This is a genomic window from Noviherbaspirillum sp. ST9 (assembly GCF_048799745.1).
In the GTDB taxonomy this organism is placed as follows: domain Bacteria; phylum Pseudomonadota; class Gammaproteobacteria; order Burkholderiales; family Burkholderiaceae_D; genus Noviherbaspirillum.
In genome coordinates this window covers 59,989-83,656 of sequence record NZ_JBLWFR010000009.1, presented here as the reverse complement: position 1 = coordinate 83,656, position 23,668 = coordinate 59,989, and the positions used below count along the sequence as shown (strand labels likewise).

The 23,668-nt window shown below is 61.8% G+C and carries 23 protein-coding genes; 5 read left to right on the top strand and 18 right to left on the bottom strand.

Annotation, left to right across the window (positions count from 1 at the left end; all coding sequences use genetic code 11):
• Window positions 1–148 precede the first annotated feature (148 nt).
• Window positions 149–634, top strand: a complete 486-nt coding sequence (locus tag ACNOHI_RS20490) for an SRPBCC family protein (protein WP_420476561.1) — start codon at window positions 149–151, stop codon at window positions 632–634.
• 54 nt (window positions 635–688) lie between these two features.
• Here ACNOHI_RS20490 and ACNOHI_RS20485 read toward each other — a convergent pair whose 3' ends face one another.
• The 7 genes from ACNOHI_RS20485 to rpsP all read right to left on the bottom strand — a co-directional run bounded on the left by ACNOHI_RS20485 (window position 689) and on the right by rpsP (window position 5,235).
• Window positions 689–1,030: a DUF3579 domain-containing protein gene (locus ACNOHI_RS20485; protein WP_420476560.1), complete on the bottom strand. Its 342-nt coding sequence runs from the start codon at window positions 1,028–1,030 to the stop codon at window positions 689–691.
• A 294-nt stretch (window positions 1,031–1,324) separates the two neighbouring features.
• Complete coding sequence (locus ACNOHI_RS20480; protein WP_420476559.1) at window positions 1,325–2,281, bottom strand: CobD/CbiB family protein; 957 nt, start codon at window positions 2,279–2,281, stop codon at window positions 1,325–1,327.
• A gap of 69 nt (window positions 2,282–2,350) precedes the next feature.
• On the bottom strand, window positions 2,351–3,019 hold the full coding sequence (locus ACNOHI_RS20475; protein WP_420476558.1) for a CoA pyrophosphatase: 669 nt from the start codon (window positions 3,017–3,019) through the stop codon (window positions 2,351–2,353).
• Between the two features lie 128 nt (window positions 3,020–3,147).
• Window positions 3,148–3,531, bottom strand: coding sequence for a 50S ribosomal protein L19 (gene rplS, locus ACNOHI_RS20470; RefSeq protein WP_420476556.1), 384 nt, complete (start codon window positions 3,529–3,531; stop codon window positions 3,148–3,150).
• 99 nt (window positions 3,532–3,630) lie between these two features.
• The gene (gene trmD, locus ACNOHI_RS20465; RefSeq protein ID WP_420476555.1) at window positions 3,631–4,383 is read right to left on the bottom strand and encodes a tRNA (guanosine(37)-N1)-methyltransferase TrmD; all 753 of its coding nucleotides are present in this window, start codon (window positions 4,381–4,383) and stop codon (window positions 3,631–3,633) included.
• Between the two features lie 23 nt (window positions 4,384–4,406).
• On the bottom strand, window positions 4,407–4,913 hold the full coding sequence (rimM, locus tag ACNOHI_RS20460) for a ribosome maturation factor RimM (RefSeq protein WP_420476554.1): 507 nt from the start codon (window positions 4,911–4,913) through the stop codon (window positions 4,407–4,409).
• A 70-nt stretch (window positions 4,914–4,983) separates the two neighbouring features.
• Window positions 4,984–5,235 (bottom strand): 30S ribosomal protein S16, encoded by a 252-nt coding sequence (rpsP, locus tag ACNOHI_RS20455; RefSeq protein ID WP_420476553.1) that lies wholly within the window; start codon window positions 5,233–5,235, stop codon window positions 4,984–4,986.
• A 212-nt stretch (window positions 5,236–5,447) separates the two neighbouring features.
• Between rpsP and ACNOHI_RS20450 the strand changes: the two genes are divergently transcribed.
• Window positions 5,448–5,798, top strand: a complete 351-nt coding sequence (locus tag ACNOHI_RS20450; protein ID WP_420476552.1) for an NINE protein — start codon at window positions 5,448–5,450, stop codon at window positions 5,796–5,798.
• Here ACNOHI_RS20450 and ACNOHI_RS20445 read toward each other — a convergent pair.
• The 9 genes from ACNOHI_RS20445 to ugpQ all read right to left on the bottom strand — a co-directional run bounded on the left by ACNOHI_RS20445 (window position 5,795) and on the right by ugpQ (window position 14,982).
• The gene (locus ACNOHI_RS20445; protein WP_420476551.1) at window positions 5,795–6,010 is read right to left on the bottom strand and encodes a DUF1059 domain-containing protein; all 216 of its coding nucleotides are present in this window, start codon (window positions 6,008–6,010) and stop codon (window positions 5,795–5,797) included. The genes ACNOHI_RS20450 and ACNOHI_RS20445 overlap by 4 nt on opposite strands.
• A 124-nt stretch (window positions 6,011–6,134) precedes the next feature.
• A complete protein-coding gene (locus ACNOHI_RS20440; protein WP_420476550.1) occupies window positions 6,135–6,572 on the bottom strand; it encodes a DUF4864 domain-containing protein in 438 nt (145 codons plus the stop codon).
• A 144-nt stretch (window positions 6,573–6,716) separates the two neighbouring features.
• Window positions 6,717–8,510: an acyl-CoA dehydrogenase gene (locus ACNOHI_RS20435; RefSeq protein ID WP_420476549.1), complete on the bottom strand. Its 1,794-nt coding sequence runs from the start codon at window positions 8,508–8,510 to the stop codon at window positions 6,717–6,719.
• 153 nt (window positions 8,511–8,663) lie between these two features.
• Entirely contained in the window at window positions 8,664–9,593 is a 930-nt protein-coding gene (locus tag ACNOHI_RS20430; RefSeq protein WP_420476548.1) for an electron transfer flavoprotein subunit alpha/FixB family protein, read from the bottom strand.
• Window positions 9,594–9,620: 27 nt separating this feature from the next.
• Window positions 9,621–10,370 (bottom strand): electron transfer flavoprotein subunit beta/FixA family protein, encoded by a 750-nt coding sequence (locus tag ACNOHI_RS20425; RefSeq protein ID WP_420476547.1) that lies wholly within the window; start codon window positions 10,368–10,370, stop codon window positions 9,621–9,623.
• Between the two features lie 265 nt (window positions 10,371–10,635).
• Window positions 10,636–10,863 carry a sulfurtransferase TusA family protein gene (locus ACNOHI_RS20420; protein ID WP_420476546.1) on the bottom strand — a complete coding sequence of 76 codons (228 nt, stop codon included), beginning with the start codon at window positions 10,861–10,863 and terminating at the stop codon, window positions 10,636–10,638.
• Between the two features lie 111 nt (window positions 10,864–10,974).
• Window positions 10,975–11,493: an NUDIX domain-containing protein gene (locus ACNOHI_RS20415; RefSeq protein WP_420476545.1), complete on the bottom strand. Its 519-nt coding sequence runs from the start codon at window positions 11,491–11,493 to the stop codon at window positions 10,975–10,977.
• On the bottom strand, window positions 11,493–14,120 hold the full coding sequence (gene alaS, locus ACNOHI_RS20410; protein WP_420476544.1) for an alanine--tRNA ligase: 2,628 nt from the start codon (window positions 14,118–14,120) through the stop codon (window positions 11,493–11,495). Before alaS ends, ACNOHI_RS20415 begins: the two co-directional genes overlap by 1 nt.
• A gap of 118 nt (window positions 14,121–14,238) precedes the next feature.
• Window positions 14,239–14,982, bottom strand: coding sequence for a glycerophosphodiester phosphodiesterase (ugpQ, locus tag ACNOHI_RS20405; RefSeq protein ID WP_420476543.1), 744 nt, complete (start codon window positions 14,980–14,982; stop codon window positions 14,239–14,241).
• A gap of 100 nt (window positions 14,983–15,082) precedes the next feature.
• Here ugpQ and ACNOHI_RS20400 point away from each other — a divergent pair, with 100 nt between their 5' ends.
• Window positions 15,083–17,656, top strand: coding sequence for an EAL and GGDEF domain-containing protein (locus tag ACNOHI_RS20400; protein WP_420476542.1), 2,574 nt, complete (start codon window positions 15,083–15,085; stop codon window positions 17,654–17,656).
• On the top strand, window positions 17,638–18,876 hold the full coding sequence (locus ACNOHI_RS20395) for a CaiB/BaiF CoA transferase family protein (RefSeq protein ID WP_420476541.1): 1,239 nt from the start codon (window positions 17,638–17,640) through the stop codon (window positions 18,874–18,876). The genes ACNOHI_RS20400 and ACNOHI_RS20395 overlap by 19 nt, the downstream gene beginning before the upstream one ends.
• Before the next feature lie 176 nt (window positions 18,877–19,052).
• Here ACNOHI_RS20395 and ACNOHI_RS20390 read toward each other — a convergent pair whose 3' ends face one another.
• Together ACNOHI_RS20390 and ACNOHI_RS20385 are read right to left on the bottom strand one after the other, a co-directional pair.
• Window positions 19,053–20,378 (bottom strand): TldD/PmbA family protein, encoded by a 1,326-nt coding sequence (locus tag ACNOHI_RS20390; RefSeq protein ID WP_420476540.1) that lies wholly within the window; start codon window positions 20,376–20,378, stop codon window positions 19,053–19,055.
• Window positions 20,375–21,823 (bottom strand): TldD/PmbA family protein, encoded by a 1,449-nt coding sequence (locus ACNOHI_RS20385; protein ID WP_420476539.1) that lies wholly within the window; start codon window positions 21,821–21,823, stop codon window positions 20,375–20,377. Before ACNOHI_RS20385 ends, ACNOHI_RS20390 begins: the two co-directional genes overlap by 4 nt.
• Before the next feature lie 203 nt (window positions 21,824–22,026).
• Between ACNOHI_RS20385 and ACNOHI_RS20380 the strand changes: the two genes are divergently transcribed.
• Complete coding sequence (locus tag ACNOHI_RS20380; protein ID WP_420476538.1) at window positions 22,027–23,625, top strand: gamma-glutamyltransferase family protein; 1,599 nt, start codon at window positions 22,027–22,029, stop codon at window positions 23,623–23,625.
• The last annotated feature ends 43 nt before the right edge of the window (window positions 23,626–23,668 follow it).

Here is a 23,668-nt window from a genome sequence, read left to right as displayed (position 1 = left end):
AGGTAAGAATGAACGACGGATTCTGTAACTCCGCCTCTTACAGCAGCCCGTCGGTGTGGCTGTGCGTCAACAATCCGGGTCTCCATGGGATCGCGGCGCGTCTGCCAGAGGCGTCGGCAAGATCTATAGTGGTAGGGAGAGGATTCGCATGGAATACCGGCTTCTTACGCTCTGGAAGATCGCCGCGCCGCGTCGGCAGGTGTATGACGCCGTGTTCGACTCGCTGCGGTGGCCGGCCTGGTGGCCCGCGGTGGAACACGTGGAGCAGATCGCATCAGGCGATGCGGATGGCATCGGCGACCTGCGGCGCTACATCTGGAAAGGCCGGCTGCCCTATTGCCTCTCCTTCGTCGCGCGCGCCACTGCGATTGAAGAATGCCACCTTCTTGCCGCCGAGGTGGACGGCGACCTGACCGGTTCAGGGCGCTGGACTTTCCTGTACGACAGCGGGATCACGACAGTACGGTATGACTGGCAGGTGCGAACGACCCGGCTGTGGATGAATGCGCTTGCGCCGCTTGCCCGCGGAATCTTCGCCAGAAACCACCACGCGGTCATGCGGCAAGGCGGCGAGGCACTCGCCCGCCATCTCGAGACGCGTCTTGTCAACGCCTATTACGGAGACCTGCCCTGAGGAAGAGTGACCTGGACCGGCCTGGAAACAGGGAGGGAGCGGACCGCAGTCCGGTCAGGCCTTCTTCTCCACCGGTTCCGGCAGGAGGCAGGCATCAACGATCTGCAGGTCGTTGTCCTTGGCAAAGTTCAGCACGAAGTGGTAAGCCATCGGCTCAATCTGGCGCAAAGCCTCGTTGACCACCACGGACTTCACGCCGCCAAGGACGGTCGGCCTGACATACGGGGAATATCGAAGGTGCGAGCCGGGCCCGCGCATGCCTTCCGGTCGGAAGCAGGACATTACTCCACACAGGCGTTCTGCCCAGTCGCTCGGGCGGAATTGCCTGCCGTCGCTGGTAAGTCCCTGGATGAAGAACTCGCTGGCGACGGTCTTCGATGTGGTGGAATCGGCCATGTGTTCGGCTTCTTTCAAAAAGCGGTGCTACTGCTTTCGGGTCCGTTTCGATGCATGCGAAGCGGCTCTTTCGGCTTGCTCCTATTATGCAGAAGCAAGCTTTCATTATTCTTGCATATTATATCTTATAGAAGACTTGAAGTGAAACAACATCTCGCAATGTGAAAAATGACAATATTGCGAGAATGACCATCCCTCGCCCGCGCAGGCGAAGAAGGCCATTGAGAAAGGATAGTCGGCGCCCGGCGTTTCGCTACCGGCGCGCGCGATTTACAGGAAGGAAATACGGATCGGTCAGCCGAGCCAGACGGCGAACGAGAGCAGGAGCAAGAGCAGCATCCAAAGCAGCAGTGCCCGCCAGACAAGGCCTACCGTGCTCTGCAATGCACGCACAGTTGCCTCTTCCCCTGGCGGCGTTTCGGCCTCGATGCCACCGGCATCAACGGTCGTCGCGTCAGCGAACCGCAAGTCCGCGGCATTTTCCCTGGCACTGCCCAGACGCAAACCCATCGCGCCGCCGCCGGCACACAGGATGATGCCGATCGCCTCATCCTGCCAGCGATGGGCAAAATTGCGCCATGCGTAAATGGCGTCCTCGAAATTGCCGACCACGGCAAAAGCGATTGCGGTCAGGCGTGCGGGAATCCAGTCGATCCAGTAGAAAGCCCTGGTCGCGAATCGGCCGAACGGCTCGTTGCGCAGGTGCTCGGGCTCGTTCCAGGCGCGGGCAAGGTATTCCGAAACGCGATACAGGATAGCGCCTGCCGGCCCCAATGGCATCGCGAACCAGAAAAACACGCCGAAAACATTCCGGTGCGTCGTCACCAGCGCATTCTCGACCGCGACGCGCGAAATCTCGCTCACGTTCATGCCGGTCGTATCCTGCTTTGTCCATTCGGCCAGCAGGCTGCGGGCAGTCGCCTCGTCGCCGCTGTTAAGCGCCAGCTGGATGGACGTGAAGTAATGGCTGTAATGGCGAAAGCCGAGGGTCAGGTAGACCACGAGGATATTCCAAGCCAGCGCGAGGAAGGGACTGATCTTCACGCACATCCAGTAAATCAGCAGCGCAGGCACGAGCAACGCGAGCATGGTAACGATCCACGCCAGCCTCCCGTGGCCTTCCTGCCCGGCGTTGAATGACGCCTCCATCCGCGCCGCCAGTTGCTTGATCGCCGCGTACATGGGGTTGTCGGCCCGCAGCGGCTTGAGTTGTTCGAACAGCAGCGCGAAAAGAATCGAGAGAAAGGTCATCAGCTTGTCGGTTGTATCAGGTAGCCGTAACGATAACCCAGTGCCACGCGGGAATCAAACCGGCAGGCTTCAGGCACGCAGGAAATGGAACAGATTGCGCAGCATGCCGGCCGTTGCGCCCCAGATGAAGAAGCGGTCATACGGCATCGCATAGAAGGTCCGCCGGCCGACGCCGGGCAAATCGATGCTGCGCCGCTGGTGGTTGGCGCCGTCGAGAAGGAAGGCGAGCGGCACTTCGAAGATCTCGGCAACCTCGAACGGATCGGCGCGCAGATCGAAAGGCGGCTGCACGAGCGCGACGATCGGGGTTACCCGGAATCCGGTACCGGTGAAATAGTCGGGCAAGGCACCAAGGACGTCGATATGACGACGGTGCAAACCGACTTCCTCCTCGGTTTCACGCAAGGCGGTTTCGACAGGCGAGGTGTCGACTTCGTCAACACGTCCACCGGGCAGACTGATCTGGCCGGCGTGGTCATTCAGGTGCGCGGTGCGCTGGGTAAGCAGCAAGGTCAGTCCGTCATCGCGCACTACGATGGGCATCAGCACCGACGCCGGCGTCGGCTCGCCGGTCTGCTTTCGCATCAGCCGCTCCTCGAAGCCTTCCGGCTCCCATGCGGGAGGATTGGCAAAACGTTCACGCAACCAGGACTCATTCAACCGCTCCGGCACGACCGCGGGCTCGCCCGCAAGGGATTCAACGGGAAGAGCTTCGGGGTCGAAAATCAGTTTGGACAAAACGTGTTCCTTGGCGATGCGGACAATCCGGTATCGATTCTAGCCTGATTGAGCGCGCTACTCACGACGCAGCGCAGAAATGAAAAAGGGCACCACAGGTGCCCTTTCCGTTTGCTGCCAACCGCAGATTACTCTGCAGCCTGGGTCGCAACGCGACGGTTCGGCAGCTTTTCCTTGATACGTGCGGACTTGCCGGAACGCTCGCGGAGGTAGTACAGCTTCGCACGGCGCACGTCGCCGCGACGCTTGACTTCGATCGAAGCGATCAGCGGGGAGTACAGCTGGAAGGTACGCTCAACGCCTTCGCCGGAAGAGATCTTGCGGACGATGAAGTTGGAGTTCAGACCGCGATTGCGACGTGCAATCACGACGCCTTCGTAAGCCTGGGCGCGCTTGCGGGTGCCTTCGACCACGTTGACGTTGACGACGACGGTGTCACCCGGTGCGAAGTCAGGGATGTTTTTGCCCAGGCGGGCGATTTCTTCTTGCTCGAGTTTCTGGATCAGATCCATGTTCAGCTCCTTAAGCCATCATGCCGGCGCGTTGAAAATTGTGTGCCCGGTAGAGGATGGGGTTTTACAAATGCGGGTTGCCCCGCGCGATACAACAAACTACAACTTCAAACTGCTCAAAAACTTTTCATCGGCCCGCGTCAGCAAACCTGCCTCTCGCGCCGCCTGAATCAGGTCAGGTCGCTTGTTGGCAGTTGCCAGCAGCGCCTGTTGCCGTCGCCACTTCTCGATTTCCGCGTGGTTTCCGCCCATCAGAACCGGCGGCACTGCAACGCCTTCGTACACATCCGGCCGCGTGTAGTGCGGGCAATCGAGCAGGCCATTGACAAAGCTGTCTTCGACGGCCGACACATCATCATTCAGCACACCCGGCAATTGCCGGATCACCGCATCCATCAGCGCCATTGCCGGCAACTCTCCGCCGGACAGCACGAAATCGCCAAGGCTGATTTCTTCGTCCACGCACCGGTCGAGCAATCGCTGGTCGACCGCTTCATAGCGGCCACACAACAACACCAGGCCGGCCTCGCCGGTCAGCCGCATGACGCGCTCGTGCGTCAGCTGTTTGCCTTGCGGCGACAGGTAGACGACGCGCGGCTGCGGCAAGCCCTGCTCCATCTGGCGCGATTTTGCTGCGCCGATGGCCGCTTCGAGCGGCTTGGCCATCATCACCATCCCGGGACCGCCGCCATAGGGGCGATCATCGATGGTGCGGTAGTTGTCTGACGTGAAATCGCGTGGATTCCAGAGCGACAGTGCGCACTTCTTCTGTTCGAACGCGCGCCGGGTGATACCCGACTGCGTGATTGCGGTGAACATGTCGGGAAAGAGCGTGACGACATCAAATTGCATCTCGACTCATCCCAAAAACCGGGCTAATAATCCAGCCCCCAATCCACCGTGATTTTCCTGCCCGCCTGGTCTACGGTCTTGACGAACTGGTCGACGAACGGGATCAGCCACTCTTTCGGCTTCTGATCCGGCGACGCGACCGGCGCCACGACTCTCAGGATGGGATGCGCGCCATTGTCCATCAGGTCGGCGACTGCACCGAGGGTTTCGCCCTCCAGGTTTTCTACTGCCAGGCCGACCAGGTCGACCCAGTAAAACTCGTTGTCATCAAGCGGCGGGAAATGGCTTCGCCGGATCTGCACGGCCGCGCCCTTAAGGGCTTCCGCCCCGTTGCGGTCCGCCACGCCCATCAACTGGGCGACGACGTCTTCACCGTGCATCTTGGCCTGCATCATGTCGACGTCGCGCAGGACAGGTTTGTCCAGCCACCACGTCTTTGCATGCAGCATGGCATCCGCATCCGAGGAATAGGGCTTGATCCTGACCCAGCCCTTGATGCCATAGGCGCCGGTCACATGACCAACCAGCACCAGATCTTCAGGGACAGTAACCCCTGATACCGTCTTGATCGACAAATTCAGCGACTATGCAGAAGCCGAATTAAGCAGCGGTCTTGCCGGCTGCCTTGACCAGGCGAGCAACCGTCGGGGACAGTTGTGCGCCAACGCCTTGCCAGTGAGCCAGACGGTCTGCGGCGATGCGAAAACCTTCATCCTTGCCTTCGGCAACCGGGTTGTAGAAGCCCAGGCGCTCGATGAAACGGCCGTCACGGCGGTTACGCGAGTCGGTAGCAACGATGTTGTAGAACGGGCGCTTCTTGGCGCCGGCGCGGGAAAGACGAATAACGACCATAATGTGCTTCCAAAAATTGTTCGAAGGCGGAAAAAGCCGGGAATTATAGCCTGTTTTTCAGGCTACCTGCAAGTTAAGTCATGGGATGGCGACAAGAAGCGCTGTCAAATTGCACTGCAGGCGCGCCTCATGCACACTACAGCCCCGAAAACATTCGGTTTCCGGCTTGCAAGGAGCCGGATTTTAACAAAACCACCACCCCGCAGGTTGGAATGACTACACCACACAAGAACAAGACGCTTGCCACCTTCCTTGCCGCCATTTTCGGCGGTTTGGGCTTCCACAGGTTTTATCTGTATGGCAAGAAAGACGTCTGGGCCTGGGTGCATGCCCTGCTCTTCCCGGTTTCCATCTTTCCTGCATTTATAGAAGCACTGGTCATCGGCCTCACGCCGGATGAAAAATGGGACGCCATCCATAACAAGGGCTCCGGCCGGAAATCGGATTCGGGCTGGATCCTCGTGGTTCTGCTGGTGTTGACGTTCGGCGGCGGGGCAATCGCCATTATTGCGGCAATCGCCCGCACATTCGACCTTCTGTTTACCGGCGGCGCCTACGGTTAAGCGTGGGCGAGCGGGCGCTCGATCGGAGGAGTGCCTTCCTTGAACATCTGCTTGATCTGCTGACGTAATTCAGGCGTGTCTTCATGATGATGTACGGCAACAGCATGCTGGACTGCGGCATCCAGGAGTTCCTGGTCTGAATCGGCCGATAAGGCTACCGTGCAGTTCATGTCGCTTGGGAATTCGCGACAGTCGATGTACTTGCGTGTCATGATCCTGCCCTCCTCGTTGGAGTGAATGGACGAACGTGCAGCGATGCACTGCACTATGTCGTTATAGCGTGAGGATGTTTACACACAAGGCGCGCAGGGGCGCCACTGTTGATCCAGATCGAAGTCAGATGGAGACGCTGGTGGTTTCCAGGAGCTGGCAACCGTCAATCCGCCAATTGCTATCCTCCCCTTGAAGCATCCAGAAGACAGCAAGCCAGACGCGGCTGTTGCCGTCCGTGACGCGCACTATCTGAATGGCATCGCCGTTGATGACTTCCGGCCTGGAGAAAATGACGCGCTGGTAGCGGTAGATGGGGTTGTACTCTTCCTTGATCAACCGCAGGAAGTTGTCCGGACTGCCGATCAGCATGCGCTTTTCTGGAGTGGCAAGCTGGAATGCGGAGTCGGCATCGTCGTTCGACAATGCCTCAAGCTGGTTTTGCACCACCTCGTGGATCGCGATGGCGTCAGCGGTCGTGATATCGTCGATCGCCCAAGCGCTGCTCCACCATGGTGCACAAAGCCCGAACACCAGGCCTGCCGTAGCCAGAAACCGTTTCATGATCGCCTCCCGACCAGAAACAAAGGGTTGTCAAATCAGTATACGGCAGATAGAAAAAAGTGCTGAGAGTTCACTGCTGGACAAAAAATAAGGCAGTCCGGCCTGCGCCGGACTGCCTTTCGGGTTGTTGCAACGACCCTTGCGTCAGAACTGGTCTTCCGCGAGCGCCATGACGCCGGCGCTGCCGTCGATGATCGACGTACGGTAGCTGGACGCCTGAGACAGGATGTGGTCCGCAAAGAAGCGCGCGGTACCAATCTTCGCCTGGTAGAACTTCGCGTCGCCCTCGCCTGCCTGCAGCTTGCGCTCGGCGATCAATGCGGCCCGCGCCATCTGCCAGCCGCCAAGCACAACGCCGGCAAGCTTCAGGTAGGGGACGCTGCCGGAGAAGACAGCCTTGATGTCGGACTTCATGTTGCCGACAACGAAGTTGACAACGTCTTCGAGCGCTTTCGAACCGATGGACAACTGGGCACGGATCGCGGCAAGGTCAGGCGACGTGGAAGCGGACAGCTCTTCTTCGGTGCGGCGCACCTGGGTCAGGATGGCCTTTGCCGTCGCACCGGCGTCGCGCACCGTTTTGCGGCCAACGAGGTCGTTGGCCTGGATGGCGGTCGTGCCTTCGTAGATCGGGAGAATGCGGGCATCACGATAGTATTGCGCGGCGCCGGTCTCTTCGATGAAGCCCATGCCGCCGTGCACCTGCACGCCATTGGAGGCGACGTCGATCGACATTTCGGTGGACCAGCCTTTAACGATCGGCACCATGTATTCGTAGAACGCCTGATTGGTCTTGCGCACGGCGTCGTCCGCGCTGTGGTGCGCGGCATCGTAGGCAGCCGCGGTGACATAGGCCATGGCGCGCGCTGCTTCAGTGTGCGCACGCATCGACATGAGCATGCGGCGAACGTCCGGGTGATGAATGATCGCGACGGGGCCGGCAGAACCGGCGAGGTCGCGCGACTGGACGCGGTCGCGCGCATAGGCGACTGCCTTCTGGTATGCGCGTTCTGCAACGCCCACACCCTGCATGCCGACAGCGAAACGGGCGGCATTCATCATGATGAACATGTATTCCAGACCGCGATTTTCTTCGCCGACCAGCGTGCCGATGGCGCCGCCGTGGTCGCCGAACTGCAGCACCGCGGTCGGGCTGGCCTTGATGCCGAGCTTGTGTTCGATGGAGACGCAATGCACGTCGTTGCGCTCGCCGAGGGAACCATCCTGGTTGACCAGGAACTTGGGCACGACGAACAGCGAGATGCCCTTCACGCCTTCGGGCGCGTTCGGGGTGCGGGCCAGCACGAGGTGGACGATGTTCTCGGCCATGTCGTGCTCACCATAGGTAATGAAAATCTTGGTGCCGAAAATTTTGTAGGTGCCGTCACCCACTGGCTCGGCGCGCGAGCGCACGAGAGCGAGGTCGGAACCGGCCTGCGGCTCGGTCAGGTTCATCGTGCCGGTCCACTTGCCGGAGATGAGGTTTTCCAGGTAGGTGTTCTTGAGCGCGTCGGAGCCGGCGGTCAGCAACGCTTCGATCGCGCCGTCGGTCAGCAACGGGCACAGCGCGAACGACAGGTTCGCGGAGTTGAGCATTTCGATGCAAGGCGTCGCCACGAGCTTGGGCAGGCCCTGGCCGCCGAATTCGGTGGGATGCTGCACACCCTGCCAGCCGGCTTCACCGAAAGCCTTGAAGGCTTCCTTGAAGCCCTTGGTCGTGGTGACCTTGTTGCCGTCGTGCCAGTAGCTCGGCTCCTTGTCGCCCGCGACGTTGAGGGGTGCGACGACTTCGCCGCAGAACTTCGCGTTTTCGTCCAGGACCGCTTCGACGGTTTCCGGCGTTGCGTCTTCGCAGCCGGGCAACGCATTCACTTGGGACAGGCCAGCGAGTTCGTTGATCACGAACAGCATGTCCTTCAACGGGGCGACGTAGCTCATTTGAGACTCCACATAAAAATGGCAGGACTGCGGGAATTATTACGGAACGGGGAAAAAAATCCTGTCAGTTCCGCGACAAACCCGGCAGGTCCTGCCCGGTATCTAATAATTATTGTGCGCGGGGCAACCATGGCAGCCGCCCCGTTTCTTCTATCAGCCGAGCTCGGAAACCAGCTGCGGCACCACTTCGAACAGGTCGCCCACGATGCCGTAGTCGGCAACGGAGAAGATCGGTGCTTCCGGATCCTTGTTGATGGCGACGATGGTCTTCGAATCCTTCATGCCGGCAAGGTGCTGGATCGCGCCGGAAATACCGACGGCAATGTACAGCTGCGGCGCGACGATCTTGCCAGTCTGGCCGACCTGCCAGTCGTTCGGCACGAAGCCGGCGTCGACTGCCGCACGGGACGCGCCCATGGCTGCGCCCAGCTTGTCTGCCAGGGGTTCGAGGATCTTGAAGTTGTCGCCGGAGCCCATGCCGCGGCCACCGGAAACGATCACCTTGGCGGCAGTCAGTTCCGGACGGTCGGACTTGGCCAGTTCGCGGGAGACGAAAGCGGACTTGCCCAGGCCGGCGGCGGCGCTGATGGTTTCGACGGCAGCGTTGCCGCCTGCGGGAGCGGCGTCGAAGCCGGTGGTGCGCACGGTGATGACCTTGACGTTGTCGGTCGACTGCACGGTGGCGATCGCGTTACCGGCGTAGATCGGGCGCTCGAAGGTGTCAGCGGAGACGACCTTGGTGATTTCCGATACCTGGCCGACGTCCAGCTTGGCGGCAACGCGCGGCAGGATGTTCTTGCCGTAGGCGGTAGCAGGCGCCAGGATGTGCGAGTAGTTGCCGGCGATGGCCAGGACTTGCTCGGCGACGTTCTCGGCGAGGCCGTCGGCGAAGTGCGCGGCGTCAGCCAGCAGCACCTTGGACACGCCGGCGATCTTGGAAACGGCTTCGGCTGCGCCGCCGGCATTGTGGCCGGCAACCAGGACGTGGACGTCGCCGCCGGCTTGTGCCGCGGCGGTGATGGTGTTGAGGGTGCTTCCCTTCAGCGAAGCATTGTCGTGTTCAGCAATGACGAGTGCGGTCATGATGATGGATTCCTGATCTGAATAGGTTTAGATGACTTTTGCTTCGTTCTTGAGTTTGGAGACCAGCGTCGCGACGTCCGGCACCTTGATGCCTGCGGAGCGCTTCGGCGGCTCTTCGACCTTCAGGGTCTTCACGCGCGGGGTGACATCGACGCCGAGGTCAGCCGGCTTGAGAGTGTCCAGCTGCTTCTTCTTGGCCTTCATGATGTTCGGCAGCGTGACGTAGCGCGGCTCGTTCAGGCGCAGGTCGGTGGTGACTACAGCCGGCAGCGTCAGGGAAACGGTTTCGAGACCGCCGTCGACTTCGCGCGTCACGACAGCCTTGTCGCCTTCGATAGTGACCTTGGAGGCGAAGGTGGCTTGCGGCCAGCCCAGCAGGGCGGCGACCATCTGGCCGGTCTGGTTGCAGTCGTCGTCAATGGCTTGCTTGCCGAGGATGATCAGTTGCGGCTGTTCCTTGTCGACCACGGCCTTGAGCAGCTTGGCGACAGCCAGCGGCTGCAGTTCGGCATCGGTCTCGACCAGCACGCCGCGGTCGGCGCCGATGGCCATGGCGGTGCGCAGGGTTTCCTGGCACTGGGTCACGCCGCAGGACACTGCAACGATCTCGGTCACCTTGCCGCCTTCCTTCAGGCGGGTGGCTTCCTCGACCGCGATCTCATCGAACGGGTTCATCGACATCTTGACGTTAGCGATGTCGACACCGCTGCCGTCGGACTTGACGCGGACTTTGACGTTGTAGTCCACCACGCGTTTGACAGGTACCAAGACTTTCATAGCTTTGCCTTTGTAAAGAAACAATTGACGTTAACGTAAACCGAACCGTGATTATAGGGGAGAGCTGACCGTGAAACGAAATTTAGCACGACCGTTCTTTTAATTGGTAGAGAGTATGCACTAAATCGCATCAAAAATCCAAGGAATCCTGATGCATATTGCCCGCCGGAATCAAGCGGGATCCAAGTAAATACGGGAGCTGCGGGGACGGTGAAGGGAGGAGATTACGGGAAAGGACGGAAGCGGGACATGCGGGGGATCAGGCTTACTTGCGCTTCATGAAGAAGGTGAATTCCTTGTCATTCTCGCTCTGGCCGACAAGTTCGTTGCCGGTCTGGCGTGCGAAAGCCTGAAAATCGCGCACGGAACCGGGATCGGTCGCCAGTACACGGAGGATCTCGCCGCTGGTCATCTCGGCCAGTGCCTTTTTTGCCTTCAGAATCGGCAGCGGACAGTTGAGGCCGCGAGCGTCGAGCTCTTTGTGAAATTCCATATTCATTACTCTGTAACGAAAAATCGATGGGAAATTCTACCCCAAATGAAAGGGACTTGTGCGGCGCAACAAGCAACGAAAACTTCGCAGGAGAAATACTGGCGACAACGATCACTGCGTCGGCAAGTCGATGAACTCCACCGGCAGACCACGCGCACGCATCCAGTCTGCCATGGCATAGCCCGTTCCTGCACGCCAGGGACGCAACTTTTCCGGCGCAATCAAGCGGTAATCGACCAATTCCTCCGATAAACGGATATCACCCGATGCTTTCACATGGTACGCAATGATGACTTCGTTCTTTCGGATGAATTCGTAAACGCCGATCAGGGTGATTTGGTTGGCATCGAGGTTGGTTTCTTCCTTGAGCTCGCGGGCGACGCCCTGCTCCGGCGTTTCGCCGCGTTCCATGAAACCGGTGATGAGTGCAAACATTTTTTCCGGCCAGGCTGCATTGCGCGCCAGGAGGATGCGGCCCTCGACTTCAACGAGGGCCGCGAGGACCGGAAGGGGATTGTCCCAGTGCGTCCAGTGGCCGTCGGGGCAGGCCAGGCGAATCTTGCCTGCCTCGGCGGCATCCCCGCGCTCGATGAGCGGCGCGGCGCACTCGGGACAATAGCGCGGCGTCATTACGCCCGCTCGCGCACCCAGTCGGTGACGCCTTCGAGCGCCTTGGGCAGGCCGGTCGGGTCTGTGCCGCCGGCTTGCGCCATGTCGGGACGGCCACCGCCCTTGCCGCCGACCTGCTGGGCGACGAAGTTGACCAGTTCGCCGGCCTTGACCTTGGCGGTCGCGTCGGACGTGACGCCAGCGATCAGGCTGACCTTGCCTTCATTCACGGCGGCCAGCACGATTGCCGCGGTCTTCAGCTTGTCCTTCAGCTTGTCCATGGTTTCGCGCAGGGCCGGGATGTCGGCGCCGTTCAGGGTCGCGGCAAGAACCTTGATGCCGTTGACGTCGACGGCCTTGGCGAGCAGTTCGTCGCCCTGGGCGGAAGCCAGCTTGCCCTTGGCTGCGGCCAGTTCCTTTTCCAGCGAGCGGACCTGTTCGAGGACGCTGCCGATCCGCGTGGACAGTTCCGCCGGCGTTGCCTTGAGCGTGCCCGCGACCTGGTTCACGGTGGATTCCAGCGATTGCAGGTAGGCCAGCGCGTTGTCACCGGTCACCGCCTCGATACGGCGCACGCCTGCCGCCACGCCGCCTTCGGCGACGATCTTGAACAGGCCGATGTCGCCGGTACGCTGGACGTGCGTGCCGCCGCAGAGTTCGCGGCTGGAGCCGATGTCGAGCACGCGGACTTCATCGCCGTACTTCTCGCCGAAGAGCATCATGGCGCCGACCTTCTGTGCTTCGTCGATCGGCATCACACGTGCCTGCGTGGGATGGTTGGCGAGGATTTCGGCATTGACGATGGCTTCGACCTTGCGGATCTGTTCCTGCGTCACCGGGCCGTTGTGGGCAAAATCGAAACGGGTGCGCTCGGCGTTGACCAGCGAGCCCTTCTGCTGGACGTGCGAGCCGAGGACTTCGCGCAATGCCTTGTGCATCAGGTGCGTCGCGCTGTGGTTGCGCACGGTCTTGGCGCGCTTCTCGGCGTCGACCTTGGCGTTGACCACATCACCGACCTTGATCGTGCCTTCCGCGATGCTGCCATGGTGGCCGAACACGTCGGCCTGGATCTTGAGCGTGTCCTCGACGAGGAAGCGGGCTGCGGCATTGCGCAGTTCGCCGGTGTCGCCGACCTGGCCGCCGCTCTCAGCGTAGAACGGCGTGTGATCGAGGACGATCACGGCGTCGTCGCCAGAGTTCGCCTGTTCAACCGGCGTGCCGTCGACGTAGATCGCGGTGACCTTCGCGGTGTCATGGATCAGTTTTTCGTAGCCGTGGAAGGTGGTGGGGCTCCCGGAATACTCCAGGCCGGCCGCCATCTTGAACTTGCCGGCTTCGCGCGCGCGCTGGCGCTGCTCGTCGAGCAGCGCGTTGAAGCGCGTCTCGTCCACCGTCACGCCGCGCTCGCGGCAAACGTCGGCGGTCAGGTCGACCGGGAAGCCGTAAGTGTCGTGCAGCTTGAATGCGGTGTCGCCGTCGACCACCTTGGCGCCGGACGCCAGTGCGCGGTCGAGGATTTCCATGCCGTTGGCGATGGTGCGGAAGAAGGCTTCCTCTTCCTGCTTGAGCACCTGCATCGCGCGTTCACCGTTCTGGCGCAGTTCCGGATAGGCGTCGCCCATTTCGGTAACCAGCGCCGGGACCAGTGCATGGAAGAACGGTTTGCGCGCACCCAGCTTGTAACCGTGGCGGATTGCGCGACGGGCGATGCGGCGCAGCACGTAGCCGCGACCAGCGTTGCTTGGGATTACGCCGTCGACGACGGTGAAGGTGCAGGCACGAATGTGGTCGGCAATCACCTTCAGCGACGGAGAATCCTTGTCGCAGTCGCCCGCGCCGACGCCATCGACCGCCTTCTTGGCGGCAGCCAGCAGGTTGACGAAGGTATCGATCTCGTAGTTGCTGTGCACGTGCTGCATCACCGCCGTGATGCGCTCCAGGCCCATGCCGGTGTCGACGCTGGGCTTCGGCAGCTTGTGCATCACGCCTTCTTCGTCGCGGTTAAACTGCATGAAGACGTTGTTCCAGATTTCGATGTAGCGGTCGCCGTCTTCGTCGGGCGATCCGGGCGGGCCGCCGGCGATTTCCGGCCCGTGATCGTAGAAGATCTCGGTGCAGGGGCCGCAGGGGCCGGTGTCGCCCATCATCCAGAAGTTGTCGGAGGCGTAACGCGCGCCCTTGTTGTCGCCGATGCGCACGATGCGTTCAGCCGGCACGCCGACGGTCTTGTTCCAGATTTCATAGGCTTCGTCGTCTTCCGCGTAGACGGTTACCCACAGCTTTTCCTTCGGCAGCTTGAAGACTTCGGTCAGCAATTCCCACGCGTAGGTAATCGCATCGCGCTTGAAATAGTCGCCGAAGCTGAAGTTGCCCAGCATTTCGAAGAAGGTGTGGTGGCGTGCGGTGTAGCCCACATTTTCCAGGTCGTTGTGCTTGCCGCCGGCGCGGATGCACTTCTGCGAAGTGGTCGCGCGGGAGTACGGCCGCTTGTCGAAACCGAGGAACACGTCCTTGAACTGGTTCATGCCCGCATTGGTGAACAGCAATGTCGGGTCGTCGCCGGGCACCACCGGGCTGGACGCGACGATGGTGTGGCCTTTCGATTCGAAGAACTTCAGGAATTTTTCGCGGATTTCGGACGATTTCATGTTGGGCGAAGTGAGGGAAATGCGTTGCAAACCGTTGATTATACGTGATTAGCCCATCGCGATGAGGGGCTGGAAAGGGATTGCGGAGCCAGTCTGCGTACCGGGCGGGCCGCCTGAATCAGGCAGCGGCGAAATTCGGCCCGATCAGGTCGATGCGATCGGTGCAAAAGGCGTCCACGCCCCAGTCGAGGATTTCCCGCGCCCGCTCCGGTGTGTTGACGGTATAGCAAAACAAGCCATAGCCGGCCTGCTTGACCGCACGCGCGCGCTCGGGCAGGAGATGCTTGTGGTTGGTGTGCAGCGCCACTGCGTCCAGCGCCTGCAGGCGCTCGCGCCAGTCGGGAGGAATGACGTCGGCGAGCAAGCCGCGCGGGATGCCGGGCGCCGCGGATTTCGCCTCTTCCAGCGCTTCGAAGGAAAACGAAGAAAATAGAGGCAACCCGCCGTCGACGCCTTCGAACAGCCGCCGTGTGACCTCGCCAACTACCCTTCCCGTCGCCGCCTCGGCGCCAGGCGACGGCTTGATTTCGACATTCATCCAGACTCCGTTTTCCCTGCAGAAATGGACGACCTCCTCATACGTCGGCACCGGTTCGCCAGCAAAGACCGTGCTGAACCATCCGCCCGCGTCCAGCCGGGCGAGTTCTGCCGCCGTCGTTTCGCCGACTTTGCCCGCGCCCCGTACCGTCCGCCCGAACTCCGGGTCGTGCATGAGCACCGGAATACTGTCCTTCGACAACATCACGTCGAACTCCACCGCGCGGAACCCATGCGCCAGGCCGCAACGGATGCCCGCCAGCGTGTTTTCCGGCGCGAGCGTGCCGCCGCCGCGATGCGCGAGAACTCTCGGATAAATCCACATGGCTTGATCGATCTCTTGGAATGATATTCAGGGAATTACAGTCTAATGCCAATCGTTCATCAGAAGGTGACGCGGCTTCGGCCTGCCCGCCCTGCCCGATATGCCTGCAGACAGTCCGTTTCCCGCCCCGTTCGATACGTCCACCTTTCTCTTTCCGGTGGAATGGCATGCGTTCTCCGATCTGCTCGGCGGCGCAGATACCGGCTTGATTTGCCTGCAGGAAGGCGTCATCACGCACGTGAACCGGCATCTCACGGAGCGGCTCGGATACGACGAGGCCGAATTGGTCGGCCAGCCGGTGGAATCCCTCTTCGCGGAAGGCAATGCCGCCATGGAAGGCGACCCGTCGTCGATACGGCTTCGCGCCAAATCGGGCAAGATCCTGCGCTTCCAGTTCGTCGCCAATCGCATCGATGCCCTGCACGACTCCCGCTCCACCATCTGGATCCTGCGGCCGGAATCCCGGAGCGAGGACGGCACTGACGGTAGCGCATTGAACGAGGCGATCGTCGGGCACATCCCCGGCCTCGTTCTGGTCTGCGCCGCGGACACCTCCTTGCGCTTTGCCAACCGGTCATTCGAGGAAATGACGGGCGGCAGCGGCGGCATGCTGTCCGCCCTGGTTCACAGCGAAGACAGGCACAAGCTGCTGACCGCCCTGGACAAGGCAGCAGGCGGTGAAACGGGCGCCTCGATGCCGGTGTCGTTCCGGCTGCGCCACCATGATGGCGCGTGGCGCCGCTTCGCCGGCGAGGCCTGCCGTCTCGAGCTTGCCGACGATCCGAATGCACTCCTGGTGACCGCGCGCGACGTCACCCGCGAGCTGCAATTGCAGCAGGACATCGCTGCGGATAGAAAGCGGCAGCTGCATTACCTCAACCGCCTGTTGCGCCTTGCGCAGCAGCCGAACGTCAACCTCGATTCCGCCCTGAAAGTGATCCTGAAGGCCGCCGCAAAGGCGATTGCCGTGGACCGCTGCTCGTTCTGGGAAATCTCGCCCGAACCATCCATCTCGCGTTGCATGGCGATGTACGACGACGTCAGGCAAGTCCTCGCCGTGGAGGAACCCGACCCGCTGTTCGCATCGTCCTTTCATCCGCTCGTGCTGCAAGTCGTGCATGGTGAGCAGCAGTTCGTCGTCGATGACGTCGACCAGGATCCGCGCACGGCGACGTCTTGCGAGTACTTCCACGCTCACGGAATCAAGGCTTTCATGGCCATTCCCGTGCCGCGCGGAAGCCTGCCTTCCGGCCTGCTCCTCTTTACCGTACTTGGCAGGGCGCGCCGGTGGCGCAAGGATGAAGCCGAGTTCGGACACAATGCGGCGGCGCTGCTCGGCAGCCTGTTCAGCCAGGCGGAGCGCGTCAGGCACGATGCGCAGTTGCGGCATCTCGCACACCACGACAGCCTGACCGGGCTGCCGAACCGGCACTACCTCTTCGACCAGGCGACCGATTTTTTCCCGAAAGTGACGGCGGATGCGAGGACACTGGCCGCCTTCTTCATCGACCTCGATGGCTTCAAAAACGTCAACGACACCTTCGGCCATGCAATCGGGGACGAGTTGCTGAAGGCCGCGGCGCTGCGCCTGAAGAACGTCGTGCGCAAGGACGACGTCCTGGTACGGCTGGGCGGGGACGAATTCATGCTGCTGGCGCGCAACCTGAGCAACATGCGCATCGCCGACGACATCGCCCAGCAGATCGTCGAGACGATGCGCGGCGCATTTTCCCTCCAGGGGCGTGAGCTGCAGGTGTCGGCCAGCGTCGGCATCGCGCTCTACCCGTTCGACGGCGCGGACATCGATACGCTCATGAAGAAAGCGGATATCGCGATGTATCACGCGAAATCCGCAGGACGGGACCAATACCAGATGTTTGCGCCGCAGCTCAAGGGCTCCGCGTCGCAACGCTCCGTTCTCGAAGCGGACCTGCGCCGCGCGATCGACGAGCATGAACTGGTGCACTACTATCAGCCGCAGATTGACCTGCGTACCGGCAAGGTGCGCTGCGTCGAGGCGCTGCTGCGCTGGCGGCATCCGCAAAAGGGCCTCCTGCTGCCCGCCGTCTTCCTGCCGGTGGCCGAGGAGTCCGGACTGATCCGCGACATCAGCGCCTGGGTGATGAATGAAGCCTGCGAGCAATTGAACGAGTGGATCATGCAGGGACTCCACGATTTCACACTGGCCATCAACCTGTCTGCCAGCCAGCTGATGGACCGGTCGCTGGTGCCCGAGCTTGAGGATGCGCTGGAGCGCACCGGCGTTCCCTCCCATTTCCTCGAATGGGAAGTGAAGGAAAGCACGGTCATGCAGCACCACACGATGGCATCGTCGATGCTGGACCATATTGCCGACCTGCGCATCGGCTTGAGCATCGACGACTTTGGCACCGGCTACTCGAGCATGGCCTACCTCCGGCGCTATCCCGTGCGCAAGGTTAAAATCGACAACAGCTTTGTAGACGGCCTGCCCGGGGAACAAGACGACCGCGCCATCACGGAAGCCATCATCTCGATGGCCAAGCCGCTGGGTTTAATGGTGGTTGCGGAGGGCGTGGAAACACCGCAGCAGATGGAATTCCTGCGCGAGCACGGCTGCGACATTGCACAGGGATACTTCTTCACACAACCACTGACTGCGGAACAATTCGAAACATGGGTGATTCGACACTGAAGAAAGCGCTGGGACATATTCGCGTACTCGACCTCACCCGCGTCCTCGCCGGCCCGTGGTGCGCACAGAACTTCGCCGACCTCGGCGCGGACGTCATCAAGATCGAACGGCCCGGCGCCGGCGACGACACCCGCCACTGGGGCCCGCCCTACCTGAAGGACGCCGAAGGACGCGACACCAGCGAGGCGGCCTACTACCTCGCCGCGAACCGCGGCAAACGCTCCGTCACGCTCGACATCGCCACGCCCGAGGGCCAAGAAATCGTTAGGCGGCTGGCGCGGCAATCCGATGTGGTGCTGGAAAACTACAAGGTCGGCCAGTTGAAGAAGTATGGCCTCGATTACGACTCGCTGAAGAAGGAAAAGCCCGATCTCATCTACTGCTCGATCACGGGTTTCGGTCAGACCGGTCCCTATGCACAGCGCGCCGGCTACGATTTCATCATCCAGGGCATGGGCGGATTCATGTCGATCACCGGGGAGCGAGACGATCTTCCCGGAGGCGGACCGCAGAAGGCGGGTGTGGCGATTTCCGATCTGATGACCGGCATGTACTCGACCATTGCGGTCATGGCCGCCCTCGCCCATCGCGATCGCACCGGCGAAGGCCAGTACATCGATATGGCGCTGCTCGACGTGCAGGTATCGATGCTGGCCAACATGAATACGAACTTCCTTGCCAGCGGCAATCCGCCGAAGCGCTGGGGAAACGCGCATCCGAACATCGTTCCTTACCAGACCTTTGCCACTTCCGACGGGCACATCATCGTCGCCGTGGGCAACGACGGCCAGTACAGGCGTTTCGTTGAAGCTGGCGGCCGGCCGGAGCTGGCAGCCGATGAGCGCTTTGCGACCAATCCGATGCGGGTGCGCCATCGCGATACGCTGGTGCCGCTGCTGGCGGAGATGGTGAAGACGAAGACCAAACAGCAGTGGATCGATGCGCTGGAAGCAGCGGGTGTGCCGTGCGGGCCAATCAACAACCTCGATGAGGTGTTCGAGAATCCGCAGGTGCAGGCGCGCGGGCTGCGCATGGATTTGCCGCATCCGACGGGTGGTACCGTGAAGCTGGTGGGCAGTCCGATGCGCATGTCGGGGACGCCGCCGCAGTATGACTTGCCGCCGCCGTTGCTGGGGCAGCATACGGAGGAGGTGTTGTGCGGGTTGCTCGGGGAGAGTGGGGAGCGGGTTGCGGAGTTGCGGGAGAAAGGGATTATTTGAACTGCCCCCAGGTTGCGTGCGGGCGCTCTTGCACGCTTCTCGTATCCCCGTCATCCCCGCGAAGGCGGGGATCCATGCTGAGGCTATCCCGACGACCTGCCTATGGATCCCCGCCTTCGCGGGGACGACGGGGAAGAGTAGGCGTTGGCGCAACGAACCGTTCCCGCAAACTAGCCTCACAGCACGAACGTAAAATCCTCCACTAGCGCCCCCGGCAACAACGCACTCCCCGTACTCCGCGCCCCGTACGTATCCGTATCGATCAACATCTCCCGTTCCCGCGTCAGTCCGATCAACTTGTCCCCCAACAGCCGGAACAGCGAATCGTCAAAGCGCATGACATTCAGCGGGGCCTTGATCGCCCCTCCCTCCACCCAGAAGGTCGCGAAACGCGTCATTCCCGTCAGCCGGCCGTTCATCCGATCCGAAAAGTTGAGGTACCAGAGATTGCTGATGAAAATGCCGGTATCGAGTTCGCCCAACACGCGCTCCAGTGGCAAGCTGCCGGCCGCCAGTTCGAGCGACGACATGCTCTCTCCCGCATCGGCGCCATTGGTCGCAATACCGTACTCCTTGGCCGTACGCGGCGACACCAGGCTGCCGGTCAGCCGCCCTTCGTCGAACAGCACTACCCTGTCCGGCTTGATGAAACCATCGGCCTGAAATGCCGGCGCCAATCCGCCGGCGGTGTGCTCGGACAAGGTGACGGCACGGTTCAACTGCAGCCCGTCGTCTCGCATCCGGCACAGCGGGCTCTGCCGCGTGCGCAGCGACTTTTCCGACACGCCTCCCCAGTTCAGCATTCCCAGGATTTCGTTCAGTGCGGACGGCGTGAGATAGGCACGATAGGCGCCGGGCGGAATGCTGACCGGTTCGCGTTGCAGGAACGCCAGTTGTTCCACCGCGTGACGGAACTTCACCTCGAAGGCGGCGCTGTCCCACGCGAACCCGGCATGGCTGGACTTCACCGCCTTGTCCCGCTGATGGTAGAGACTCCAGTCAAGGTTGAAACTGGCCGTCTCGTGCCAGTTGCGCTGCCCAAAGGAGTTGGCATAGCCGCGATAGACCGGACCGGCAGCGAGGATGCCGACCAGGTCGTGGCCGCGCGCGGCAGCCAGTACCTCGTCGACGATGGCGGCGCTTTCGGGCAGGCGCGAAGGGACGATGTGCTCGGTCGAATGTACCTCGGTGGCGCGCAGCAAGTGCGGGTCTTCGGGCAGGTCCTGGACCTGGCTGCGCAACGCGGCGACCATGCGGTCGAGGACGAAACGATCCGCATCGATGCTGCCTCCGAGCGCCATCGTCATGCTCGCATGCCGCAGGCCCTCGAACAGCGTGAGCGTGAGGTAGATCTGGCGCACATGGCCGGGCTGGCGGATTGCGCTGCGGTTGAAGCGCACGAAGTCGGACGATTCCGCCTCCAGCCAGCACTGGTACTCGTCACCGTCGCGCATGCGCGCGTCGAGCCGGGCGGCGAGGTCAAGAAAGTACTGACGCATCATGCCCCTCCGAATACATCGACGTTGCCGAACAGGCAGGCCGGCGAGGCGTGGCCGACGCGGATCACTTGCGAGGGTTCGCCCTTGCCGCAGAACGGCGTGCCCATCACGCTGAAGGTGGAGCGGTCGCCCACCGCCTTCAGCGAGCGCCAGAACGTGGCGGAGATGCCTCGGTAGTTCGGATTCTTCACGATGCCTTTCAATTCGCCATCCTCGATCAGCCGGCCGAATTCGCAGCCGAACTGGAACTTGTTGCGCGAGTCGTCGATGGACCACGACAGGTTGGTGTCCATCAGCACGCCGCGCTCGACCGAACCGATCATTGCGTCGAGCGTCGAATCGCCCGCCTCGATGTTGAGGTTGGCCATGCGGTCGATCGGCGGCCTGTTCCAGTTGCAGGCGCGGGCGTTGGCGACGCCCTGCATCCCGCTGCGCGCCTGCGACACCGTGCCGCCAAGCGGCCGTTCAAGAACGCCGTCGCGGATTAGCCAGGCGCGCTCTGCCTTGCTGCCTTCATCGTCCCAGCCGTAGCTGGCGTACTGCTCTGGCCGCTCCGGATCGTAGGTGACGTTGAGCAGCTCGGAGCCGTAGCGATAGCTGCCGAACATGTCGAGCGTAACGAAGCTGGTGCCGGCGAAATTGCGTTCGTCGCCGAGGATGCGGTCCAGCTCCAGCGGATGGCCGATGGACTCGTGGATCTGCAGCATCATCTGCTCCGGCATCAGCAGCAGGTCCATGACACCGCTCGGGCAGTTCGGCGCGGCGAGCAGTTCCAGTGCCTGCCCGGCCACACGCTGGCCCGCGCCGTGGAATCCGGCCTGCTCGAGGATCTCGAATCCGCCCTGGCGGCAATAGCCGTTGTACTGGCCGCCGAGACTGCGCGTCTGCGTATCGTTTCCGTCGCTCGTCGAGACGGACAGATTGGGAACCAGGTAGCGGAATTGCTGTTCCACGTCGGCGCCGTCCGCGGTCAGGTAGCGCTGCGACGTCGACACGCTCCACAGCGATGCCTGCCAGTCGACCACACGGGAGTCGATGCGGCATGCCGCCGATTCGGCCATCAGCAGATCGATCAGTTCCCTGCGCGACGGCAGCGATGAAGGCGGCGTCGGCGTGGCATAGCGGCCTTCGGGGCGTGGCAGGGAAATGCGGGAATAATCGACAACCGAACGGCCGGCACTGGCTTCCGCCCAGCGGCGCGCGCGGGCAATTGCGTTGGTCAGACCGGAGGCGCTCAAGTCACTGGTGGCGGCATAGCCGCAGCCGCCGCGATGAATAACGGTGACCATGGCGCCGCGGTCGACGCCGGTCGAGAGCGGCTGCAGGACATCCTGGCGCACGGTCAGGTATTCGCTCGTTTCCTCAACGAGGCGCAGCGAACAGAAATCAACCGCAGGCGCCAGGCTGCGGAACAGGGAACGGATGGAATCGGGCAAGGGTGGACTCATGCAATCGGGAAGCAACAGTAAAGAGACTGTAGCAGACCGCGTTCGTTCATTTCCATGCGTCATTTATTGATAACGTCGAGCAACCTTCCGGCAGCGAAATGACGCGACACAACATTTTCCTTTGCAAATAATCAAGACACGCCCCGCACAGGTGCATGGGTTGTCAGTAGAATCATTCGGTCATCTCCTTGAGGCATACCACCATGGCCGACTTCAACTGGAGCAATCCCTACCCCTCCACGCGCTCCCCGCTGTTTGCCCGCAATGTCGTCTCCACGTCCCATCCTCTTGCCGCCCAGGCCGGCCTGCGCATGCTGCTCAAGGGCGGCAATGCGGTGGACGCTGCCATTGCCGCCGCCGCCGCGCTCACCATCGTCGAGCCGGTGTCGAACGGCCTCGGCGGCGATGCGTTTGCGATTCTGTGGGATGGGCAGCAGTTGCACGGCCTGAACGCATCGGGCCCCGCACCGCAGGGGTGGAGCCTGGATTACTTCAACAGCAAGCACGGCGGGAAGATCCCCGGACATGGATGGGATTCGGTGACGGTGCCGGGCATGGTGGCGGGCTGGGTCGAGCTGTCGGAAAAATTCGGCCATTTGCCGTTCGCAGAACTGTTCGATCCGGCCATTGAATTGGCCGAGCGCGGCCATCTCGTCGCACCCATCGTGCAGAAGAAATGGGCCGCCGCCGTTCCTGTCCTGAAGCGGCAACCCGGCTTCGCCCGTGCCTTCATGCCCGACGACCGTGCACCCGCCGTCGGCGAAAAATTCGTCTTTGCCGAGGCCGGACACACCCTCACCCGTATTGCCGAAACGCATGGTGAAGCCTTTTACCGCGGCGAAATCGCCGAGGCGATCGCCCATCACGCAAAGCAGTGCGGCGGCGTGCTGTCGCTGGAAGACCTGGGTGCCTTCGCGCCGGAATGGGTGACGCCGATCCAGAAGGATTTCGCCGGTTACACGATCCATGAAATTCCCCCGAATGGCCAGGGCATTGCCGCGCTGCTGGCGCTGGGCATCGTCGCCGAACTCGACATCACGCGCTACCCTGTCGATTCCGCCGACAGCATCCACCTGCAGATCGAAGCCATGAAGCTGGCCTTCGCGGACACCTACCATTGGGTGGCCGACAGCCGCCACATGAAAAGAGTCAGCGCCGAAGACCTGCTCGACGATGCTTACCTGGCGGAGCGGGCAAAACGGATCGACCTGCGCCATGCCGGCGACTTCAAGCACGGCACGCCGCCGCGCGGCGGCACGGTCTACCTGACCGCCGCCGATGAAAACGGGATGATGGTCAGTTTCATCCAGTCCAACTTCCTCGGCTTCGGCTCCGGCGTGGTGGTGCCGGAAACCGGGGTCAGCATGCATAGCCGGGGCACCGGTTTCTCGCTCGATCCGAAGCATCCCAATTGCGTGGCGCCGGGCAAGCGCCCCTTCCACACCATCATCCCCGGCTTTGTCACGAAGGAAGGCCAGCCGCAGATGAGTTTCGGGGTGATGGGTGCGCACATGCAGCCGCAGGGACACCTGCAGGCCCTGTTGCGCATATTGTCTTACGGTCAACAACCGCAGGCCGCCTGCGACGCGCCGCGCTGGAAGGTCAATGCCGGCATGCACGTCGACCTTGAGCGCACCACGCCGCCCGAGGTAGCCGAAAACCTTGCCGCACGCGGCCACGAGGTCAATACGAAGACCGACAGCACCCGGGATTTCGGCGCCGGGCAGTTCATCTGGAAAACGGAAGACGGCTACATCGCCGCCAGCGACCATCGCCGCGACGGGCAAGCGGTCGGATTCTGACGCCGTTCGCTGCCGGGAATCCGCGCTTTACTCCTGTTTGGCG

Excerpts from the sequence above, each read along its gene's own strand:
- ACNOHI_RS20490 (WP_420476561.1), top strand. The coding sequence starts at position 149 with ATGGAATACCGGCTTCTTACGCTCTGGAAGATCGCCGCGCCGCGTCGG.
- ACNOHI_RS20485 (WP_420476560.1), bottom strand. The coding sequence starts at position 1,030 with ATGGCCGATTCCACCACATCGAAGACCGTCGCCAGCGAGTTCTTCATC.
- ACNOHI_RS20480 (WP_420476559.1), bottom strand. The coding sequence starts at position 2,281 with ATGACCTTTCTCTCGATTCTTTTCGCGCTGCTGTTCGAACAACTCAAG.
- rplS (WP_420476556.1), bottom strand. The coding sequence starts at position 3,531 with ATGGATCTGATCCAGAAACTCGAGCAAGAAGAAATCGCCCGCCTGGGC.
- trmD (WP_420476555.1), bottom strand. The coding sequence starts at position 4,383 with ATGCAATTTGATGTCGTCACGCTCTTTCCCGACATGTTCACCGCAATC.
- rpsP (WP_420476553.1), bottom strand. The coding sequence starts at position 5,235 with ATGGTCGTTATTCGTCTTTCCCGCGCCGGCGCCAAGAAGCGCCCGTTC.
- ACNOHI_RS20450 (WP_420476552.1), top strand. The coding sequence starts at position 5,448 with ATGACTACACCACACAAGAACAAGACGCTTGCCACCTTCCTTGCCGCC.
- ACNOHI_RS20445 (WP_420476551.1), bottom strand. The coding sequence starts at position 6,010 with ATGACACGCAAGTACATCGACTGTCGCGAATTCCCAAGCGACATGAAC.
- ACNOHI_RS20440 (WP_420476550.1), bottom strand. The coding sequence starts at position 6,572 with ATGAAACGGTTTCTGGCTACGGCAGGCCTGGTGTTCGGGCTTTGTGCA.
- ACNOHI_RS20435 (WP_420476549.1), bottom strand. The coding sequence starts at position 8,510 with ATGAGCTACGTCGCCCCGTTGAAGGACATGCTGTTCGTGATCAACGAA.
- ACNOHI_RS20430 (WP_420476548.1), bottom strand. The coding sequence starts at position 9,593 with ATGACCGCACTCGTCATTGCTGAACACGACAATGCTTCGCTGAAGGGA.
- ACNOHI_RS20425 (WP_420476547.1), bottom strand. The coding sequence starts at position 10,370 with ATGAAAGTCTTGGTACCTGTCAAACGCGTGGTGGACTACAACGTCAAA.
- ACNOHI_RS20420 (WP_420476546.1), bottom strand. The coding sequence starts at position 10,863 with ATGGAATTTCACAAAGAGCTCGACGCTCGCGGCCTCAACTGTCCGCTG.
- ACNOHI_RS20415 (WP_420476545.1), bottom strand. The coding sequence starts at position 11,493 with ATGACGCCGCGCTATTGTCCCGAGTGCGCCGCGCCGCTCATCGAGCGC.
- alaS (WP_420476544.1), bottom strand. The coding sequence starts at position 14,120 with ATGAAATCGTCCGAAATCCGCGAAAAATTCCTGAAGTTCTTCGAATCG.
- ugpQ (WP_420476543.1), bottom strand. The coding sequence starts at position 14,982 with ATGTGGATTTATCCGAGAGTTCTCGCGCATCGCGGCGGCGGCACGCTC.
- ACNOHI_RS20400 (WP_420476542.1), top strand. The coding sequence starts at position 15,083 with ATGCCTGCAGACAGTCCGTTTCCCGCCCCGTTCGATACGTCCACCTTT.
- ACNOHI_RS20395 (WP_420476541.1), top strand. The coding sequence starts at position 17,638 with ATGGGTGATTCGACACTGAAGAAAGCGCTGGGACATATTCGCGTACTC.
- ACNOHI_RS20390 (WP_420476540.1), bottom strand. The coding sequence starts at position 20,378 with ATGATGCGTCAGTACTTTCTTGACCTCGCCGCCCGGCTCGACGCGCGC.
- ACNOHI_RS20385 (WP_420476539.1), bottom strand. The coding sequence starts at position 21,823 with ATGAGTCCACCCTTGCCCGATTCCATCCGTTCCCTGTTCCGCAGCCTG.
- ACNOHI_RS20380 (WP_420476538.1), top strand. The coding sequence starts at position 22,027 with ATGGCCGACTTCAACTGGAGCAATCCCTACCCCTCCACGCGCTCCCCG.